Origin of the sequence: Streptomyces sp. NPDC002779, assembly GCF_042888685.1 — a bacterium.
Lineage (GTDB): Bacteria > Actinomycetota > Actinomycetes > Streptomycetales > Streptomycetaceae > Streptomyces.
Genome location: NZ_JBIAQC010000001.1, coordinates 521,830 through 539,886 on the forward strand (window position 1 = coordinate 521,830; position 18,057 = coordinate 539,886).

General features: G+C 72.1%; 15 protein-coding genes. 7 read left to right on the forward strand and 8 right to left on the reverse strand.

Going from position 1 to position 18,057, the window contains the following annotated elements; all coding sequences use genetic code 11:
* Positions 1–231: 231 nt before the first annotated feature.
* Positions 232–618 carry an MGMT family protein gene (locus tag ACFYW5_RS02355; RefSeq protein WP_389415053.1) on the reverse strand — a complete coding sequence of 129 codons (387 nt, stop codon included), beginning with the start codon at positions 616–618 and terminating at the stop codon, positions 232–234.
* 186 nt (positions 619–804) lie between these two features.
* On the opposite strand from ACFYW5_RS02355, the gene ACFYW5_RS02360 reads away from it, so the two are divergent.
* From ACFYW5_RS02360 to ACFYW5_RS02370, 3 genes are all read left to right on the forward strand, one after another.
* Complete coding sequence (locus ACFYW5_RS02360) at positions 805–3,534, forward strand: YbhN family protein (RefSeq protein ID WP_389415054.1); 2,730 nt, start codon at positions 805–807, stop codon at positions 3,532–3,534.
* 74 nt (positions 3,535–3,608) lie between these two features.
* Complete coding sequence (locus ACFYW5_RS02365) at positions 3,609–5,153, forward strand: alpha/beta hydrolase (RefSeq protein ID WP_389415055.1); 1,545 nt, start codon at positions 3,609–3,611, stop codon at positions 5,151–5,153.
* Positions 5,154–5,290: 137 nt separating this feature from the next.
* A complete protein-coding gene (locus ACFYW5_RS02370; RefSeq protein WP_389415056.1) occupies positions 5,291–6,841 on the forward strand; it encodes an alpha/beta hydrolase in 1,551 nt (516 codons plus the stop codon).
* A 62-nt stretch (positions 6,842–6,903) separates the two neighbouring features.
* Here ACFYW5_RS02370 and moeZ read toward each other — a convergent pair whose 3' ends face one another.
* From moeZ to ACFYW5_RS02405, 7 genes are all read right to left on the reverse strand, one after another.
* The gene (moeZ, locus tag ACFYW5_RS02375; protein WP_389415057.1) at positions 6,904–8,082 is read right to left on the reverse strand and encodes an adenylyltransferase/sulfurtransferase MoeZ; all 1,179 of its coding nucleotides are present in this window, start codon (positions 8,080–8,082) and stop codon (positions 6,904–6,906) included.
* A gap of 63 nt (positions 8,083–8,145) precedes the next feature.
* Positions 8,146–8,895: a spherulation-specific family 4 protein gene (locus ACFYW5_RS02380; protein ID WP_389415058.1), complete on the reverse strand. Its 750-nt coding sequence runs from the start codon at positions 8,893–8,895 to the stop codon at positions 8,146–8,148.
* Positions 8,883–9,842, reverse strand: a complete 960-nt coding sequence (locus ACFYW5_RS02385) for an NAD-dependent epimerase/dehydratase family protein (protein WP_383312041.1) — start codon at positions 9,840–9,842, stop codon at positions 8,883–8,885. Before ACFYW5_RS02385 ends, ACFYW5_RS02380 begins: the two co-directional genes overlap by 13 nt.
* Before the next feature lie 130 nt (positions 9,843–9,972).
* On the reverse strand, positions 9,973–11,139 hold the full coding sequence (locus ACFYW5_RS02390; RefSeq protein WP_389415059.1) for a hypothetical protein: 1,167 nt from the start codon (positions 11,137–11,139) through the stop codon (positions 9,973–9,975).
* A 326-nt stretch (positions 11,140–11,465) separates the two neighbouring features.
* The gene (locus tag ACFYW5_RS02395) at positions 11,466–13,178 is read right to left on the reverse strand and encodes a DUF3492 domain-containing protein (protein WP_389415060.1); all 1,713 of its coding nucleotides are present in this window, start codon (positions 13,176–13,178) and stop codon (positions 11,466–11,468) included.
* Between the two features lie 190 nt (positions 13,179–13,368).
* Positions 13,369–14,817, reverse strand: coding sequence for a DUF3152 domain-containing protein (locus tag ACFYW5_RS02400; RefSeq protein WP_389415061.1), 1,449 nt, complete (start codon positions 14,815–14,817; stop codon positions 13,369–13,371).
* 7 nt (positions 14,818–14,824) lie between these two features.
* Complete coding sequence (locus ACFYW5_RS02405; RefSeq protein WP_389415062.1) at positions 14,825–15,895, reverse strand: alpha/beta fold hydrolase; 1,071 nt, start codon at positions 15,893–15,895, stop codon at positions 14,825–14,827.
* Between the two features lie 201 nt (positions 15,896–16,096).
* Between ACFYW5_RS02405 and ACFYW5_RS02410 the strand changes: the two genes are divergently transcribed.
* The 4 genes from ACFYW5_RS02410 to ACFYW5_RS02425 all read left to right on the forward strand — a co-directional run bounded on the left by ACFYW5_RS02410 (position 16,097) and on the right by ACFYW5_RS02425 (position 17,999).
* Positions 16,097–16,321 (forward strand): hypothetical protein, encoded by a 225-nt coding sequence (locus ACFYW5_RS02410; RefSeq protein WP_389415063.1) that lies wholly within the window; start codon positions 16,097–16,099, stop codon positions 16,319–16,321.
* 197 nt (positions 16,322–16,518) lie between these two features.
* Positions 16,519–17,163, forward strand: coding sequence for a TetR/AcrR family transcriptional regulator (locus tag ACFYW5_RS02415; RefSeq protein WP_328873700.1), 645 nt, complete (start codon positions 16,519–16,521; stop codon positions 17,161–17,163).
* Positions 17,164–17,298: 135 nt separating this feature from the next.
* Complete coding sequence (locus tag ACFYW5_RS02420) at positions 17,299–17,526, forward strand: DUF3107 domain-containing protein (RefSeq protein ID WP_351979974.1); 228 nt, start codon at positions 17,299–17,301, stop codon at positions 17,524–17,526.
* A 203-nt stretch (positions 17,527–17,729) separates the two neighbouring features.
* The gene (locus ACFYW5_RS02425) at positions 17,730–17,999 is read left to right on the forward strand and encodes a hypothetical protein (protein ID WP_389415064.1); all 270 of its coding nucleotides are present in this window, start codon (positions 17,730–17,732) and stop codon (positions 17,997–17,999) included.
* Positions 18,000–18,057 lie beyond the last annotated feature (58 nt).

Here is an 18,057-nt window from a genome sequence, read left to right on the forward strand (position 1 = left end):
CTGGTGGGCTGGCCATCGCGCGTGGAGGGCGGTGACGGCGGGATGAGGGGGACGTGTGCAGCCGACGCTACGCCGAGGGATCCGGCGGAAGCAGGGCTTCCGATTCATCCCTCGGGGCGCTCGCGTCACCCGCGCCCCTCGACTCACGAACGTACGTCATGCCACGGACGTGCCCCTGTTCCCCCGTACGGATCACGGGTCACACGAGGGCCCGTCCGATGGCGGAAGCTGTCAGGTGTGACCTTCCGCGCGTTCGCCGCCGTCCCATCGCGCCCGTCTCATGTCGAGGCGCGGCAGGTGTCCCTCGGTGGTCCGGCCGGCCTCCTTCAGCGGAGTGCTCTCGGCCCGGTAGTGGCCGAGCGCCCGCAGTTCGTGCCCGGGGAGCAGGGCACCGTCCGCGCGGACGACACGCCACCACGGAACGGCTCCGCCGTACAGGGCCATCACCCGGCCGACCTGTCTCGGGCCGCCCTCCTGGAGCCACTCGGCGACGTCCCCGTACGTCATGACGCGCCCCGGCGGAATCAGTTCGGCCACCTCGAGGACCCGCTCGGCGTACTCGGGCAGCGTGTCCGCGTACTCCGGGCGGGCGTCCTCCGGAAGGCTCTCCTCGCTCATCCGCCCCATCCTGCCCCACCCCACCGACAATGTGACGGGCCCGCGACGGTGCGTGGCCCTCGCTCCGCGGCGGCGCTTCCGGCAGACTGTGCGCCCCCGCATCTGCACCCTGACGCCCCCATGTGTCGGTGGGGCATGCCACCATCGTGCGGGCGGTGACCGTTGATACGAGATCAAGAAGAGTCGATGAAGCAGCAGGGTGTGCACCCTGAGGATGCGGAGAGCACCTCTGAGGCTTCGTCGCGCCCGGACACCGCCGACGCCAGGAAGGGCGCCGCCACGAACGACGCCGACGGGCCCGCCGCGCACGACGAGGTGCACGCCGACGAGGTGGAGGGCGACGAACCGCTGCTCCCCGCGCGCGTGCACCGCCCCTCCGACCTCATGCGGCTGCTGGTGGGCGTCCTCGCGGTGGCCGTGCTGATCGCCATCGCCGCGTTCGCGCACGGCACCACCTCGGGGCTCGAACAGGACATCAGCAAGGGCACCGGACAGGCGCCCGACCTACTCATCAAGATCGCGGGACTGGCCTCCAGCATCGCGATCCTGCTGGTGCCGGTGGCCTTCGCGATCGAACGGCTGATCAAGCGCGACGGGCTGCGGATCGCCGACGGCGTGCTCGCCGCGGTCCTCGCGCACGGTGTGACGCTCGCCACCGACCTCTGGGTCGCCCAGGCCGCCCCCGACTCGATCCAGGAGGCGCTCACCCAGCCCTCCCCCGGCGACCTCAACGCCCTCACCGACCCGGTGCACGGCTATCTGGCCCCGGTCATCGCGTACATGACCGCGGTCGGCATGTCCCGCCGGCCGCGGTGGCGCGCAGTGCTGTGGATCGTGCTGCTGCTGGACGCCTTCTCGATGCTCGTCACCGGGTACACCACCCCGTTCTCGATCATCCTCACGGTGCTGATCGGCTGGAGCGTGGCCTACGGCACGCTGTACGCGGTCGGCTCGCCCAACGTCCGTCCCACCGGCCGGACGCTGATGGCGGGCCTGCGGACCGTCGGCTTCCATCCCGTGAGCGCGGCCCGGGACGAGACCGCGGACCACAGCGACAGCGGCGACCGCGGCCGACGGTACTTCGTCACCCTGGAGGACGGCCCGCCGCTGGACGTCACGGTCGTCGACCGTGAACAGCAGGCACAGGGCTTCTTCTACCGCGTGTGGCGCAATCTGACGCTGCGCGGCTTCGCCACCCGCCGCAGCCTGCAGTCGCTGCGCCAGGCGCTGGAGCAGGAGGCGCTGCTCGCCTACGCGGCCATCGCGGCCGGTGCGAACGCGCCCAAGCTGATCGCGACCTCCGAGCTCGGCCCCGACGCGGTGATGCTGGTCTACGAGCACAGCGGCGGACGCACCCTGGACTCCCTCGCCGACGAGGAGATCACCGACGACCTCCTGCGCAACACCTGGCACCAGGTACAGGCGCTGCAGTCCCGGCGCATCGCGCACCGCAGGCTCGCGGGTGACGCGATTCTGGTGGATCGTTCCGGCACGGTGATCCTCACCGATCTGCGCGGCGGTGAGATCGCGGCCGGCGAGCTGCTGCTCCGCATGGACATCGCCCAGCTCGTGACCACGCTCGGCCTCCGGGTGGGCGCCGAACGCGCCGTCGCCTCGGCGGTCGGCGTCCTCGGCCCCGACGCCGTGGCCGACTGCCTGCCGATGCTCCAGCCCATCGCGCTGACGCGCTCCACGCGCGCGACGCTGCGCAGGCTCGCCCGGGAGCGGGCGGAGCGCGAGCGCGAGGCGGTCCTGGAGGCCTCCCGGCAGGCCAAGCACGCGCGCGTGGAAGCCGCCGCCGAGGAAGCCGGGCCCGTCATCCTGGAGAAGGCCCCCAAGAAGGCCGTACGCGCTCAGGAGCGGGCCGAGAAGCGGGCCATCGGCGAGGCCATCGAGGAAGCGCGCGAAGAGGACCTGCTCACCCAGATCCGGCACGAGGTACTGCGGATCAGGCCGCAGGCCCCGGTCGAGCCGGCCCGGCTGGAGCGGGTCCGGCCGCGCACCCTGATCAGCTTCATCGCCGGTGCCATCGCCGCGTACTTCCTGCTGACGCAGCTCACCCACATCGAGTTCGGTCCGCTCGTCGCCAACGCCGAATGGGGCTGGGTCGCCGCGGCCGTGCTGTTCTCCGCGGCCAGCTACTTCGCGGCGGCGATGGCGCTGCTCGGGTTCGTGCCGGAGCGGGTGCCGTTCATCCGCACGGTGGGGGCGCAGGTCGCCGGATCCTTCGTGAAGATCGTCGCGCCGGCCGCGGTCGGCGGGGTCGCCCTCAACACCCGGTTCCTGCAACGCGCGGGCGTGCGGCCGGGGCTGGCGGTGGCGAGTGTGGGCGCGTCGCAGTTGTTCGGGCTCGGCTGCCACATCCTGATGCTGCTGTCCTTCGGCTATCTGACCGGTACGGAGAAGACACCGTCGCTGTCGCCGTCCCGGACGGTCATCGCGGGGCTGCTGACCGTCGCGGTGCTGGTGCTCGTGGTGACCTCGGTGCCGTTCCTGCGGAAATTCGTCGTCACGCGCGTGCGGTCGCTTTTCGCGGGCGTGGTGCCGCGCATGCTCGATGTGCTCCAGCGGCCCCAGAAGCTGATCACGGGCATCGGCGGGATGCTGCTGCTGACGGCGTGCTTCGTGATGTGCCTGGACGCCTCGATCCGCGCGTTCGGCAACGAGCAGACGTCCATCAGCATCGCCAGCGTCGCCGTGGTCTTCCTGGCGGGCAACGCGCTCGGCTCCGCCGCCCCGACGCCGGGCGGTGTGGGAGCGGTCGAGGCGACCCTGACGGTCGGCCTGATCGCCGTCGGCCTGCCCAGCGAGGTCGCCGCCCCCTCAGTGCTGCTGTTCCGGCTGCTCACCCTGTGGCTGCCCGTCCTGCCGGGCTGGCTCGCCTTCAACCACCTCACCCGCAAGGGCGCGCTCTAGCACGCCCCCTGCCCCCGTACCTCGTACGGACCGTGCCCCGAGCGTCCCGTCGTGCGCGACCGCAGGATGGGATCATGCCGAACCCCTCCCGCCTGCGGGCCGCCGTCCTGACCGCCTCCGCCGTGCTGCTGTCCTCGCTGCTGGCGGGATGCGGGGACGACTCCACGGACGAGGATCTGACGGCCCAGAAGCTGAGCTGGAAGGACTGCCCGGCCCCCTCCCGGGCGGAAGGCGGCGGCGCCGCCCCCTCTCCGCTGCCCAACGGCGACGAGTGGCAGTGCGCCACCCTGAAGGCCCCTCTGGACTGGGACGAGCCCTCGGGCGACACGATCGGTCTCGCGCTGATCCGCGCGGAGGCCAGCGGCGACAAGGGCAAGCGCATCGGCTCGCTGCTGTTCAACTTCGGCGGGCCCGGCGGCTCGGGCGTCACCACCCTGCCCGCCTTCGGCCAGGACTACGCGAAACTGCGCACCCGGTACGACCTGGTCAGCTTCGACCCGCGCGGGGTCGGCCGCAGCGCCCCCGTGCGATGCCAGGACGACCAGCAGCTCGACGCCTACTTCCAGCAGGACGGCACCCCGGACGACGCCGCGGAGCGCACCGAGCTGCTGGACAACACCAAGGAGTTCAACGCGGCCTGCGAGAAGAACTCCGAGAAGATGCTGCCGCGGGTGCGCACCACCGACGCCGCCCGCGACCTGGACCTGATGCGCCAGGTCCTCGGCGACGCCAAGCTGCACTACTTCGGCATCTCCTACGGCACCGAACTCGGCGGCGTGTACGCGCACCTGTTCCCCAAGCGCGTCGGCCGTGCCGTCTTCGACGCGGTCGTCGACCCGACGCAGAACCCAGAGCAGGGCTCGCTGGGCCAGGCCAAGGGGTTTCAGCTGGCGCTCGACAACTTCGCCGAGGACTGCACCTCGAAGGTCGAGGACTGCCCGATCGGGGACAGCGCGCAGGACGTGAAGGACCGCATCGCCAAGCTGCTGGCGGACCTCGACGCAAAGCCGCTGCCGGGCATCTTCCCGCGCGACCTGACCCAGACCGCCGCGACCAACGGCATCGCGCAGGCGCTGTACTCACCGGACTTCTGGGAGTACCTCACCGAGGGACTGCAACAGGCGTACGACGGTGACGGCCGGATCCTGATGCTGCTGTCCGACTCGATGAACGGCCGCAGCGAGAACAGCGAGTACAGCAACATCACCGCGGCCAACGTGTCCATCAACTGCGCCGACGACAAGCCGCGCTACACCGCCGAGTACGTGCGGTCGAAGCTGCCCGAGTTCCGGGCCGCCTCCGAGCTGTTCGGCGACTTCCTGGCCTGGGGCATGGTCTCCTGCACCGACTGGGCCGTGGCCGGTGCCGCCGACCACCCCGACGTGAGCGCGCCGGGGTCGGCGCCGATCCTCGTGGTGGGCAACACCGGCGACCCGGCCACGCCGTACGAGGGGGCACGGAAGATGGTGCGGGCGCTCGGCCCGGGCGTGGGTGTCGAGCTGACGTACAAGGGTCAGGGGCACGGCGCCTACGACTCCAAGAACAAGTGTGTGCAGAGCGCGGTGGACGGCTACCTGCTGGACGGAAAGGTGCCCGCGACCGGGACCGTCTGCTCCTGAAATCACCACCCGCCCTGCACAAACTCCCAGGTCAGAAGGTTATCCACAGGCTGGAGCGGGTCTGGGGCACTCCGCCTACTATGGCTTGACCGCCATCCGCCGCACGGTGCGGACGGCCTGCGAGGGGGGTAGTGCACATGGCGCGTTTCGTACGGTGGGCGGCGCTGACCGCCGCCACCGCGCTCCTGGTCACGGGCTGCAGCTCGGGGAGCGACGGGGACAGCGACAGCAAGGGCGAGGAGACCGGCAGCACGACACCGTCGGCTCCTTCCTCCGGCTCCGCGGCGCCGCTGCCGGCCTCCCTGACCTCCCAGAAGCTGGACTGGGAGGAGTGCGAGGCCACCGAGGACTCGGCGGCGCCGGGCGGCGACTGGCGGTGCGCGACGCTCGAGGTGCCGCTGGACTGGGCCGAGCCGGAGGGGGAGACGATCGGGGTCGACCTGATCCGCTCCAAGGCGACCGGGGACGACCGCATCGGCTCGCTGCTGTTCAACTTCGGCGGGCCCGGCGGCTCCGGCATCTCGATGATGCCGTACTACAGCTCGACCGTGCCCACGCTGCACAAGCGCTACGACCTGGTGAGCTTCGACCCGCGCGGGGTCGCCGCCAGCGAGGGGGTGCGCTGCCGCGGTGACAAGGAGATCCAGGCCGCCGAGGCGTTGGACGCCACTCCGGACACCGCGGCCGAGGAGAGGGCGTACCTGAAGGACGCCGCCGACTTCGGCAAGGGCTGCGCCAAGTCGGCCGGGAAGCTGATGTCCCATGTGTCGACCACCGACACCGCCCGCGACATGGACCTGATGCGCCAGGTCCTCGGCGACGCCGAGCTGCACTACTTCGGCATCTCCTACGGCACCGAACTCGGCGGTGTCTACGCCCACTTGTTCCCGGAGAACGTGGGGCGGCTGGTCCTCGACGCCGTGGTCGACCCGAGCGCCGACACCGTGGACCACGCCAAGAACCAGGCCCGGGGCTTCCAGCGGGCGCTGAACAACTACCTGAAGTCCACCAGGCAGGACCCCGAGGAGGGCTCGCGGAAAATCGCGGATCTGCTGGAGCGGATCGACGCGAACCCGCTGCCTACGTCGTCGAAGCGGAAGCTGACCCAGACGCTGGCCGTCACCGGCATCGTGCTGCCGCTGTACGACGAGTCCTACTGGCCGACGCTGACCAGCGCACTGGAAGCCGCGGAGGCAGGCGACGGCTCGGAGCTGCTGACGCTCGCCGACAGCTACAACGAGCGGGACGCCTCGGGGAGCTACGGCACGACGACCCACTCGCAGCGGGTCATATCGTGCTTGGACGCCAAGCAGCGGCCGACCGTCGCACAGACGAAGAAGCTGCTGCCCGAGTTCGAGAAGATCTCGCCCGTGTTCGGGACGTTCCTTGGCTGGGACACGGCCGGCTGGTGCCACGAGTGGCCGGTGCCCGGACAGCACGACGACCCGGAGGTGAGTGCGCCGGGTGCGGAGCCTGTCCTGGTGATCGGCAACACCGGCGACCCGGCGACCCCGTACGAGGGCGCCCGGAAGATGGCGGACGAACTCGGCGAGGGTGTCGGCGTGGTGCTCACCTGGAAGGGCGAGGGCCACGGTGCCTACGGCAGCGGCAGCGACTGCGTCGACTCCACGGTGGACGGCTACCTGCTGTCGGGCACCGTCCCGAAGGACGGCAAGGTCTGCTCATGACGACGGCGGGGGCCCCGGACACCCTGGGCGTCCGGAGCCCCCGCCGTGACGGAGAAGGAAGGTCAGTAGACCGGCTTCTCCGGTTCGATCTGGTTGACCCAGCCGATCACGCCGCCGCCGACGTGGACCGCGTCGGAGAAGCCCGCGGACTTCAGGACCGCGAGGACTTCCGCACTGCGGACACCCGTCTTGCAGTGCAGGACGATCTTCTTGTCCTGCGGGAGGCCCTCAAGGGCGGTGCCCATGAGGAACTCGTTCTTCGGGATCAGCTTGGCGCCCGGGATGGAGACGATCTCGTACTCGTTGATCTCGCGGACGTCGATGATCTCGATGTTCTCGCCGTCGTCGATCCACTCCTTGAGCTGCTTGGGAGTGATCGTCGAGCCGGCGGCCGCTTCCTGGGCCTCCTCGGAGACGACGCCGCAGAAGGCCTCGTAGTCGATCAGCTCGGTGACGGTCGGGTTCTCGCCGCAGATCGCGCAGTCGGGGTCCTTGCGGACCTTCACCTGGCGGTACTGCATCTCCAGGGCGTCGTAGATCATCAGCCGGCCGACCAGCGGCTCACCGGTGCCGGTGAGGACCTTGATGGCCTCGGTGACCTGGATGGAGCCGATGGACGCGCACAGCACGCCCAGCACGCCGCCCTCGGCGCAGGAGGGGACCATGCCCGGCGGCGGGGGCTCCGGGTAGAGGCAGCGGTAGCAGGGGCCGTGCTCGGACCAGAACACCGAGGCCTGACCGTCGAACCGGTAGATCGAGCCCCATACGTACGGCTTGTTCAGCAGCACGCAGGCGTCGTTCACCAGGTAACGGGTGGCGAAGTTGTCGGTGCCGTCGACGATGAGGTCGTACTGGCTGAAGATGTCCATCACGTTGTCGGCCTCGAGCCGCTCCTCGTGAAGGACCACGTTCACGTACGGGTTGATGCCCAGCACGGAATCGCGCGCGGACTCGGCCTTGGAGCGGCCGATGTCCGCCTGGCTGTGGATGATCTGGCGCTGCAGGTTCGACTCGTCGACCTCGTCGAACTCCACGATGCCGAGGGTGCCGACGCCCGCGGCGGCCAGGTACATCAGCGCCGGCGAGCCCAGGCCGCCGGCGCCCACACAGAGCACCTTGGCGTTCTTCAGCCGCTTCTGCCCGTCCATGCCCACGTCGGGAATGATCAGGTGGCGGGAGTACCTGCGGACCTCGTCTACGGTGAGCTCAGGAGCTGGCTCGACCAGGGGTGGCAGCGACACGGGGGCTCCGTTGGTCGGTTCATCACTACGGTTGTTCTCTCCGTAACAGTGCCATGGCCTTTTTCATTCCGAGACACCTGTTCCGATCCGCGAGACGATGTCGTCCCAGTAGCCGGGCAGGGTGGCCCAGGGGTCGGTGTTTCCGCCGCGGTCGGTGCGGTCGGTGAACCAGAGGGTGGCGGCGCCCTGCCAGCGGGCGATGCGCAGCGCCTCCGCCAGGTGGCCGTGGGGCACTCCGTGGACGAAGTGGCAGAAACGGTCGGCGGGGTAGTCGGCGGTCCACTCCGCCACCTGCGACCAGCGGTAATCGCTCCAGGGGCCGGAGAAGGTGACCAGCTGGTCGGCGTGCTCGGCGTAGCCGGGGTACGGGTGGGTGCCGTGGCCGAGGACGATATGGGCGTCGTCGCGCAGCGCCCGCAGGGTGGTGGCCGTGCGCCGGATCTCCGGGAGCGCCGTCCGCTCCGTGGGACAGCGGTCCAGCAGGAAGCCGTCGACCTGGTACCAGTCGAGATAGCGGTGGGCCTCGGAGATCACCTCCCCGAAGGAGCGGGCGCCGTAGGTGCTGTCCAGGCGCCCGAGGAGCCGGACACCGGCGTTGCGCAGCCGAGCCGCAGCGGCGAGGCAGTGCGGGTCGGGGCGGCTGCCGGGACCGTCGGCCACGTCGAGCGCGGCCCAGTGGACGGGGGTGCCGGGGCGGACCAGTTCGGCCCACTCGGCCGGAGCGACGAGGGGGTGGGCGAGGCCGGGGACACCGAGCCCGGTGCGCAGGTCGGTGTGGGCGGTGCCGGATGTGGTGCTGGTCAGATGCGGCATGCCGCCTCCATCCAGATGTCGGCGAGGGACTCTTCGAGGTTGATCCGGGGCCGCCAGCCGAGCCGGTCGCGTGCGGTGCGCACGTCGGCCTGCTGCCAGCTGCCGCAGCCGTCCGGGTACGGGTACGCGACGGGGGCCGCGTGGTCCGATTCGGAGCGGGGGTGTCCGATGGTCGCCCGCAGCGGTCCCGGGGGGCCGTCGAGTTCGTGGAGGGCGCCGCCGTATCCGGCCACGCGGGCGAGGACCGCGGCGGCGTCGCGCAGGCGGACCGCGCGGCCGGAGCCGATGTTGATGACGCCCTGGGCGGCGGAGAGGGAGGCCGCGTGCACGGCGCGGGCGACATCGCGTACGTCGACGAAGTCGCGCTGGGCGCCGAGCCCGCCGAGCTTCAGCTCACCGTCGCCGGACTGCATCGCGCGGCGCATGGCCTCCGCGAGCCGGCCGAGCGGCGATCCGGCGGGGGTGCCGGGGCCGGCCGGTGAGAAGACGCGCAGCACCACGGCGTCCAGGCCGGAGCCGAGGACGAGTTCGGTGGCGGCGAGTTTGCTCACGCCGTACGGGCCGCCGGGGCGCGGGACGGCGTCCTCGGCGGTGGAGGAGCCGGGCTGGCTGGGGCCGTACTCGGCACCGCAGCCGATCTGCACCAGACGGGCGCCGCAGCCGCTGCGGCGCAGGGCCTCGCAGACGGTGGCGACGGCGACGGTGTTGTGGCGGGTCAGTTCCCGGGCGCCGCCCCGGGTGGCGCCGGCGCAGTTGATGACGACGCCCGGGTGGACCGCGTCGAGGAAGCGGGTGAGGGCGCCGGGGCTGCCGGACGCGAGGTCGAAGCGGACGTCGGCGTCGTCGCCGCGGCCGAGGGCGGTGAGCTGGACGGCGGGGTCGGCGAGCAGGCGGTCGGCGACGAAGCGGCCGAGGTAGCCGTTGGCTCCGATCAGCAGGACTCTCATCGCGCGGCTCCCGTGGCCGAGGGTTCGGGTCGGGAGGTGATCATGTGCGGTTCTCCTTCGGAGGGATGGTGCGGTGCCTTGGGCGGCCTTCGCGCGTGGGGGGAATGCGCGTTCGCTCGCGGCCGGCGCGTCAGCACGGCGCGTCCGGCGTGGCGTGGGCCGAGGCCCGGGTCAGGGTGCGGGAGGAGTGGATGAGCAGGGTCAGGGCGCCCGCGCCGCAGACGAGCGCGGGGACGGCGCCCGGTCCCCAGGCCGTGGCGAGGGACTCCACGGGGGTGGCCAGGAAGCCGCAGCCGGGGAGGCGGGCGAGGAACACCGAGGCGAGGGCCAGCGCCTCGGCGGTCGCGGCGGCGCCGAGGACCACCGCGGGGGCGTGGGTGAAGCCGTGGGCGGCGAGGAGCCGGGCGAGCAGCAGGAGGGCGCCCAGCGTGAGGACGTGGGGATGGGCCGCGGGCTCGTCCAGGGCGGCGCCGGTCAGGGCCGCGAGGGCGGTGAGGGAGGCCAGGTACAGGGCGAACGTGCCGAGGAGCAGGGGCTGTACGGAGGTGGCGTACTCCTCCAGGCCCCGGCTGGCCGCGAGTCTGCGGCGGGCGCGGACGGTGAAGAGGTGGGCGCACCAGGCCGCGGGGGCGAAGGAGAGCGTGAGGGCGAGGACACCGGTGACGGCCAGCGGCCAGGCGCCGTCCGGGGAGCCGGTGGGCAGGGTCGCGGGGCCGTCGGCGAGGGCCGCGCCGAGCAGTCCGTCGCCGAGGGCCGCGTAGCCGGTCAGCCAGCACATCCACGCCGCGGTGGGGCGCTGGGTGCGGTCGGCGACCCGCAGCGGGCCGCGGGACACGGCGACGCGCAGCACCACGGCCACGGCCAGGACGCCCACGACGGCGACGATCAGGCGCGCCTGACCCTCGGCGAGCCGCAGGGCGGTCACCGCTGCCGCGCACAACGCCCCGGGGAGCAGCGCGAGGACGACCCAGTCGGCCCGGACCCGGGGGGTGCTCGGGGTCGTGAGGCGCGCCGGCGCGTCCCCGTCGCGGGGCATGCGCGCGTACATCTCCTCGGCCAGGGAGAAGACGTCCCGGTGACGGAAGCGTGCCGCGGTGCGGTCGGTGACGCCGTGCGCCTCTAGGCCCGCGGCGATCTCCAGCGGGTCCACGGCCCGTTCGCACAGCTCGCGGTGCCGGTGCATCAGCGCCTTGACGGGATCGACGCCGGTGCGGCGGGGGCGGCGCTCCGACACTGGCGCCCAGCCGGTCTCCCCGACTCCCGGCACTCCGGTTTCCAAGGCATCGGTTTCCAGCACGCCGGCTTCCAGCACATCGGCTGCCGGTACGCCGGTATCGAGCACGCCGGTCCCCGGTACGCCGCTTCCCAGCACATCGGCTGCCGGTACGCCGGTATCGAGCACGCCGGTCCCGGGTACGCCGCTTCCCAGCACATCGGACCCAGCCACGCCAGTCCCGAGCACACCGGACCCAGCCACGCCGCTCCTCAGCCCATCGCCCCCCGCCACGCCCGGTTCCGATACCCCCCGCACATCCGTCCCCGCCCCCAGCGAGTCCCGCGACCGTGCGTCCCAGCCTCCCGGGCTGGTCGGTCTCCCGGGGCGGTCCAGTCCGCCGAGCCCGGTCATCGCGCCCCCTCCGCGGCCACCCGCGCGGTCGCCCGGACGGGCGGTCCCGCCGCCCAGCCGGGTCCGCCGCGGGCCCCGAGCCGTGCGGCGGGGCCGTTCCAGCGGCCGGGGACATGGGCCTCGGCCGGGACGGCGAACGGCAGGGGTTCGCCGGTCTCGTCGAGGACGACGCGGCGGACCGGACAGCGCGCGACGATCTCCAGGTAAATGCCGTGAAATGCCGCGATGTTCTGCTCGACCGTGAACAGTTCGAGGGCACGCGCGCGTGCGGCGGCGCCCAGGCGCTCACGCCGCTCGGGCTCGCGCAGCAGCGCCACGCACGCCTCGGCGAGCGCCCTGGGGTTGCGCGGCGGGACGACGAGCCCGGTGCCACCGATGACCTCCGTCACCGCGCCCACGTCCGTGGACACGGTCGCGCGACCGCAGAACATGGCCTCGACGAGACTGATCGGGAACCCCTCGACGACGCTGGACAGCACGGTCACGGCCCCCGCGGCGTACGCGTCGGCGAGCGCGGGCACTTCGGGGCCGCCGATCTCCTCGAAGGAGACGGGGTTGTCGCCGACGGCGTGCAGTCCGTCCGCCTCATCGGGGAAGAGCTGCGCGGCCAGCGCCTTGCAGTGGCCGAGATAGGCCGCACCCTCGGAACCGGCCGGGGCGCCGACGATCCGTAGCCGCGTCTTCGGCTCCTCCTTGCGGATCTCGGCGAAGGCGTGGAGCAGGGAGACCAGGTCCTTCGCGGGCTCCACGCGGCCGACCCACACGAGCGTGTCCCGGTCCGCGCGCTCCGGGGCCTCGCCGGCCTCAGCGAAGCGGGAGGCGTCCATGCCGGGGTAGACGGTGCGCAGTTTGGCGCGGTCGGCGCCGCAGTGCTCCTGCCAGCGGCGGGCGTGGGCGTTGCCGGGCGTGACGATCTCGGCCCGGCCGTAGATCTCGGCCGCGAGCCAGCCGTGGAAGGCGGCGAGCAGCGCTCGTACGGCGGGCGGGGCGTCGGTGGCGGCGAGGTAGTGCGTACGCAGGCGCACGCCGTACTCGGTCACCAGCAGGGGTACGCCCGAGAAGTGCCGCGCGAGCAGCCCGGGCAGCGCCGCCGGGCCGCCGGAAGCGGCGTGGCACAGGTCGACCGAGCCGAGCCCTTGGTCGTCGTACCAGTCGAGCGAGAGGGGGCGCAGTGCGCGCTCCAGGTGGGCGGCGACGCTGAGCAGATCGGGGACGCGCGCCTCGCGCGCCGTGCGGAGAGCGCCCGGCGCACGGCAGGCGCGCTCCAGGGCGCGTACGGCGGTCTCGGAGCGGAGTGCGCCCGCCAGACCGCCCCCGCCCTCGTCGCGGGCCAGTTCAGCGAGCCCGTACAGCGCGTTGCCGAAACGGTCCGCCACATCATCCGACGGGCCCTCGGACGCACCGTCCTGGGGCTCGGCTCCGGCACACAGCACCGCGGCCAGCGCACCGTAGTGCTCGGCGAAGCGCCGGCGCGCGCGCCGCCTGTACACCACCCCGTCGCTCTTCGCGCTCCACAGCGGGGCCGTCCGCACCCGCCTGACCTGCGGCGGCAGCGGGACCCAGCCCTCGTCCTCCTGGCGCTCGCTGCGGCTGAGCGCGTAGACGTCGAACTCGTGCTGCCCGAGCCCGCGCACGAGCCGGTCGCTCCAGAGCCTGGCGTCACCGCTCACATACGGATAGCCACCCTCCGTAAGCAGTCCGATGCGCACGAGTGCACCCCCGATCTCCCTTAAGGGGAGCCGCCGTTGACCCGGCGGCTCGCAGCGGGACGAACGTATGCGGACAAGGCGGTGGCGCGACGGACGGTTGTCCATCGCGCCACCAAAAGGGGTGAACGGTCGTAACTTTCCTGTGCGGGTAGCGTTCCGTCGCGCTAAGACATCGAACGGTTACGCACTGTCAGGCGCCGGGGTAAGCCCAAGGGTTGGGGCGGCAGCTGATGCCGTCGTGGTCGAGGAACTTGGTCTGCTGCTGCATGACAGGGGCGAGATCGCCGTCCTTGTCGCAGGTCACGTGGTGGAAGCCGAGCCGGTGGCCGACCTCGTGGTTGATCAGCATCTGCCGGTAGGCGTGGATCCGGTCGCCGTAGGTCTTCGAGCCCTGCGCCCACCGATAGGCGTTGATCATCACGCGCTCGGTGGCTGCCGAGTCGCAGGACACGTTGTCCACGGTGGTGTCCAGGCCCGACTTGGCACACCAATCCGCGGTCGTGCCCGGGCTGGCGAGCGTGATCACGAAGTCGGGCTCGCCGGAGTGGACGCGCTCGAAGGTGCGCGCGCCGTTGTGCGCCCAGCTCCGGTCGTCGTTCAGCGTCTTCTGCACGGCCTGCGCGAACAGCTCGCCGTCCAGGCCGAGCCCCTTCTCCACGTCCACGCGGTAGGTGAACTTCTGCCCGATGCCGGGCGCCTTGTCGATGCCCTTGACGGCGTCGAACTCGCCCGACCCGTCGAGCGTGGCGCTGAGCGGGTACGTCTTGCCCATCCGCTGCTCGTACGTCAGCGGCGGCGCCGCCGCCGGTCCCTTCGGCGTCGGCCGTCCGTCCCCTCGCGAGGCGGAGTCCCGCGCGTGCCGCGCCTGGTCGGTGGCGGACTGCGCCTGTACGTCGGGGTCCTGGCGCCGGTCCGTGACCTGCCCGGCGACCACGACCGCGAGCACGGTGGTGACGGCGGCGGCCGCGATACCGGCGAAGGCACGCCCCTTGGAGCCCTTGCCGGACGCGGGTTCACCGGTCGGCGGCGGGTGCGCGACGTCCGGCTCGCTCGGCACGCCGACGTCGGCGGACCAGTCGGTGACCGAGGCGTACGGGTCGGCGGAGGTCCGGGGGGTGAAGACGTCGGTGTCCTCGTCGAAGGCGTCGACGTAGTCCTGGCGGGGCCCACGCCGCAGGTGCGGGGGGCGCTGCTGTGGTATTCCGGCCTCGCTCGGGACGGAGCCGCTCCGCACCTCCCCCCAGCCACCCCCGGCTTCACGCTGCTCGGGATGCCCACCGCGGACCGGAGGGACGCCATGCGCGGGCGTGCCGTCGGGATAGCGCGGCACACCATGAGCCGGGGTCCCGTCGGGAAGCCGCGGAAAACCATGCGCAGGAGTCCCGTCAGGGAACCGTGGCCCCCCATGCACCGGCGTCCCGTGAGCCGGAGTCCCATCAGGAAGCCGCGGAAATCCATGCGCAGGGGTCCCCTCAGGGAACCGCGGCACCCCACGCACCGGCGTCCCGTGAGCCGGAGTCCCATGCACCGGAGTCCCGTGAGCCGGCGTCCCCTCGGCCCCCCGGGGAGCCCCCCGCCGTCCCGCTCTGTCCGCCGCGTCCCCCTTGGGCGCGGGCCCCCGCCGACTGTGGCGTCCCACCCGCGCCTCAGCTCCCCGAGGTCTCGGTCAGGGCCCCGCCACCGTGCGCGGCGGGTGCGTTGGGGGCCGGTGCGCCCGAAGCCGCATAGCCCTCGTCCGGCTCGCTGGACGCCACCTGCCCCGACGCGGCGTCGGCGACGAGTTCACGGAAGGCCCGGGCCACCAGGTCCGGGTACTCCATCATCGCCACGTGCCCCGCCTCCGGCAGGGTCAGCAGCCGGGAGCGGCGGAAGGCGCGGGCCGCCCGCTGGGCCATGCGGTAGCCGACGAGCTGGTCCCGGCCGCCGTAGATGAGGAGCGTCGGGGCGAGGACACGCTCGGCCTGGCGCCACAGGGCGTGCTGGCCGCCGAGCGTGTAGGCATTGACGATCCCGCGCGCGGAGCGCGCCATCGCGTCCCAGAAGTACGGCAGTTGCAGCCGCCGCTCCATCTCCTGGACGGCGTTGCGGAACCCCTCGTCGGTCACGCGCGCGGGATCGCCGTAGCAAAGGCCCATGACGCCGCGCACTCGCTGCTCCGCGGACCACTCCTTGGTGAGCCGGGTGAAGAGGGTGACCACGCCCGGCAGCGCGAGCAGCGCGGTGGGCACCGCGGTGCGCTGGACTCGGAGCTCCGGGAGGGCGGGGGACACGAGCGTCAGCGTACGGACGAGATCGGGTCGTACGGCGGAGACGCGCGTGGCGATCGCGCCGCCGAGCGAGTTCCCGAAGAGGTGCACGGGCCCGCGCCCCGAGGCGTCGAGGTAGCGGATGACCGCCCGCGCGTGGGCGGTGATCGAGTAGTCGCCGTCGTCCGGCGGTGGGGAGTCGCCGAAGCCGGGCAGGTCCACGGCCTCGCCGTCGACGTCCGCCTCCAGCACCTGCATCAGCTCCGACCAGTTCTGGGAGGAGCCGCCGAGCCCGTGCACGAACAACGCGGGCGGCAGTCCCGTCCGCGCCGGTGGTCTGGACCGCACCGTGAGCGTGATGCCCGGCAGCCCGACCGATCGCAGCCGTTCGCCCTCCGCGACCCTGACGGGCGACACCTTCGGCAGTACGTTGGCCGCCGGACTGGCGGACGGCAGCTCGGTCGAAGACATGCGGCAATGTTACGAGACGATCACGCACTGGTTCATGTGTTCGCCATCACAAGAGTGCAGCAGTGTTCCGCCCGGGCCGCCGGCCCTGCCGCCCGGACACGGATCGCATAGCGTCCGAATCGGGTGTCTCCTAGGCTCGTACAGAGGGCACCCGTGTGGCCCCTGCTTCTCTCAGGGACGTTCATAGGAAGGGAGCCCACCATGGCCGTAGACCCCAGCGATCCCGAGACCTTCGAGGACGCGGACGCCCAGGAAGGCCAGGAGTTCGACGTCGAGGCCCCCGTGGCCGACGCGGCCGAGCAGCAGGCCGCCATCGCCCCCGAGCGCGACGATCCGCTCGACGACGCCGCCCAGGACCGCGCCAACGTCGCCGACCTGGCGGAACAGGCCCGGGTCGTCTCGCTCGACGAGGACGACTATCGGTGACGGACGATGTCCCGAGGGGCCACTGAACAGGAGGGAGGGAGATTTTTGCCCCGCTCACCCCAGTTCGAAACCTTCCGCACGGCTTTCGTCACCGTCCGGTCCGTGAAATTCTGCGCTCGCACCGCGCACAGCAGGGTTACCGAAAAGTACGATGGCGGCGCGGCGCACACCGCATGTGGACGACATTGGGAGGCGGCGTGACAGCCATCGAGCAAACAGAGGCGGCACGCCCACGAGGTACGCGCCTGCCGCGCCGTGCCCGTCGGAATCAGCTGCTGGGCGCCGCGCAGGAGGTCTTCGTGGCGCAGGGCTACCACGCGGCCGCCATGGACGACATCGCCGAGCGCGCCGGGGTCAGCAAGCCGGTGCTCTACCAGCACTTCCCGGGCAAGCTGGACCTCTATCTCGCCCTGCTGGACCAGCACTGCGAGTCCCTGATCCAGTCCGTGCGCCACGCGCTCGCGTCGACGACCGACAACAAGCAGCGCGTACGGGCGACGATGGACGCGTACTTCGCCTATGTCGAGGACGACGGCGGCGCCTTCCGGCTGGTGTTCGAGTCGGACCTGACCAACGAGCCCGCGGTCCGCGAGCGCGTCGACAAGGTCACCAATGAGTGCGCGGAGGCGATCTGCGACGTCATCGCGGAGGACACGGGCCTCTCGCGCGCCGAGTCGATGCTGCTGGCCTCCGGGCTCGGCGGCCTCGCCCAGGTCGTGGCCCGCTCCTGGCTGCACAGCGACCGCAGTGTCCCGCGCGACCAGGCCGTGCAGCTGCTGACCTCGCTCGCCTGGCGGGGCATCGCGGGGTTCCCGCTGCACGGCACCGACCAGCACCACTGAGGGACCGGATGTTCCCGGCCGCTGTTCGCTCCTGGCGTTCTTGCGCGGAGCGTGGACGTCCCCTCACCGGGCTAATGTGTGCTGGGTACGGCGCGTTAGGTCGCGCACTTCACTGACCGTCGGAGGGACATAGCCGTGGAGGTCAAGATCGGCGTGCAGCACGCGCCCCGCGAGATCGTTCTGGAGAGCGGTCAGACCGCCGAGGAGGTCGAGCAGGCGGTGTCCGAGGCGCTGGCCGGCAAGTCGGCGCTGCTGAGCCTCGTGGACGAGCACGGCCGCAAGGTCCTCGTCCCGGCCGACCGTCTCGCGTACGTCGAGCTCGGCGAGCCGGCCCCCCGCAAGGTGGGCTTCGGCGCGCTGTAAGCAGCTGCACAGGAGGGCCCGGCGGTGTCGAAACCGCCGGGCCCTCCGTCGTTCCTCCGTCGTTCCTCCACTGCTCCCCCACCCGCTCTCCTTCACGAATGGAGCACAGGCCGCACACAGGGGAGGATTGGATTCCGCAGGTCAGGGGTAATGAGGGGCTACGACCGTTTCGAGCAGGCCGGCCATGTGGGAGGGACCCCAACATGCTCTTGGAAGCGCTGAGCTCCGCCATCCTCGGCCTGGCCCTGGCATGGGCTGCGGCGCACCGCCTGCCCCACCGTCTGCCCGCCCGCACCCTGGTCCTGCCGACCGGTGTGGCCGGCGCCCTCTTCGGCGCCTTCGTCACGCACACGGCACTGGATCTGGGGAATCTGCTGCTGATCCTGGCGGGGGCGGCCGCGGTTTCCACAGCGTCCCTGTCGCTGCTCCTGCGCCCGTCCGGGGGAAGACTGGGCCGCAGGGCGACGGCGTGAACGAGCTTTAGGGGCGCGGGGATTCGCGCGGCAAGCCCCCCGGCCGAGCCGCGCAACC

Coding starts and splice junctions, on each gene's coding strand:
- ACFYW5_RS02355 (WP_389415053.1), bottom strand. CDS start 618: ATGAGCGAGGAGAGCCTTCCGGAGGACGCCCGCCCGGAGTACGCGGAC.
- ACFYW5_RS02360 (WP_389415054.1), top strand. CDS start 805: ATGAAGCAGCAGGGTGTGCACCCTGAGGATGCGGAGAGCACCTCTGAG.
- ACFYW5_RS02365 (WP_389415055.1), top strand. CDS start 3,609: ATGCCGAACCCCTCCCGCCTGCGGGCCGCCGTCCTGACCGCCTCCGCC.
- ACFYW5_RS02370 (WP_389415056.1), top strand. CDS start 5,291: ATGGCGCGTTTCGTACGGTGGGCGGCGCTGACCGCCGCCACCGCGCTC.
- ACFYW5_RS02380 (WP_389415058.1), bottom strand. CDS start 8,895: ATGCCGCATCTGACCAGCACCACATCCGGCACCGCCCACACCGACCTG.
- ACFYW5_RS02385 (WP_383312041.1), bottom strand. CDS start 9,842: ATGAGAGTCCTGCTGATCGGAGCCAACGGCTACCTCGGCCGCTTCGTC.
- ACFYW5_RS02405 (WP_389415062.1), bottom strand. CDS start 15,895: ATGTCTTCGACCGAGCTGCCGTCCGCCAGTCCGGCGGCCAACGTACTG.
- ACFYW5_RS02410 (WP_389415063.1), top strand. CDS start 16,097: ATGGCCGTAGACCCCAGCGATCCCGAGACCTTCGAGGACGCGGACGCC.
- ACFYW5_RS02425 (WP_389415064.1), top strand. CDS start 17,730: ATGCTCTTGGAAGCGCTGAGCTCCGCCATCCTCGGCCTGGCCCTGGCA.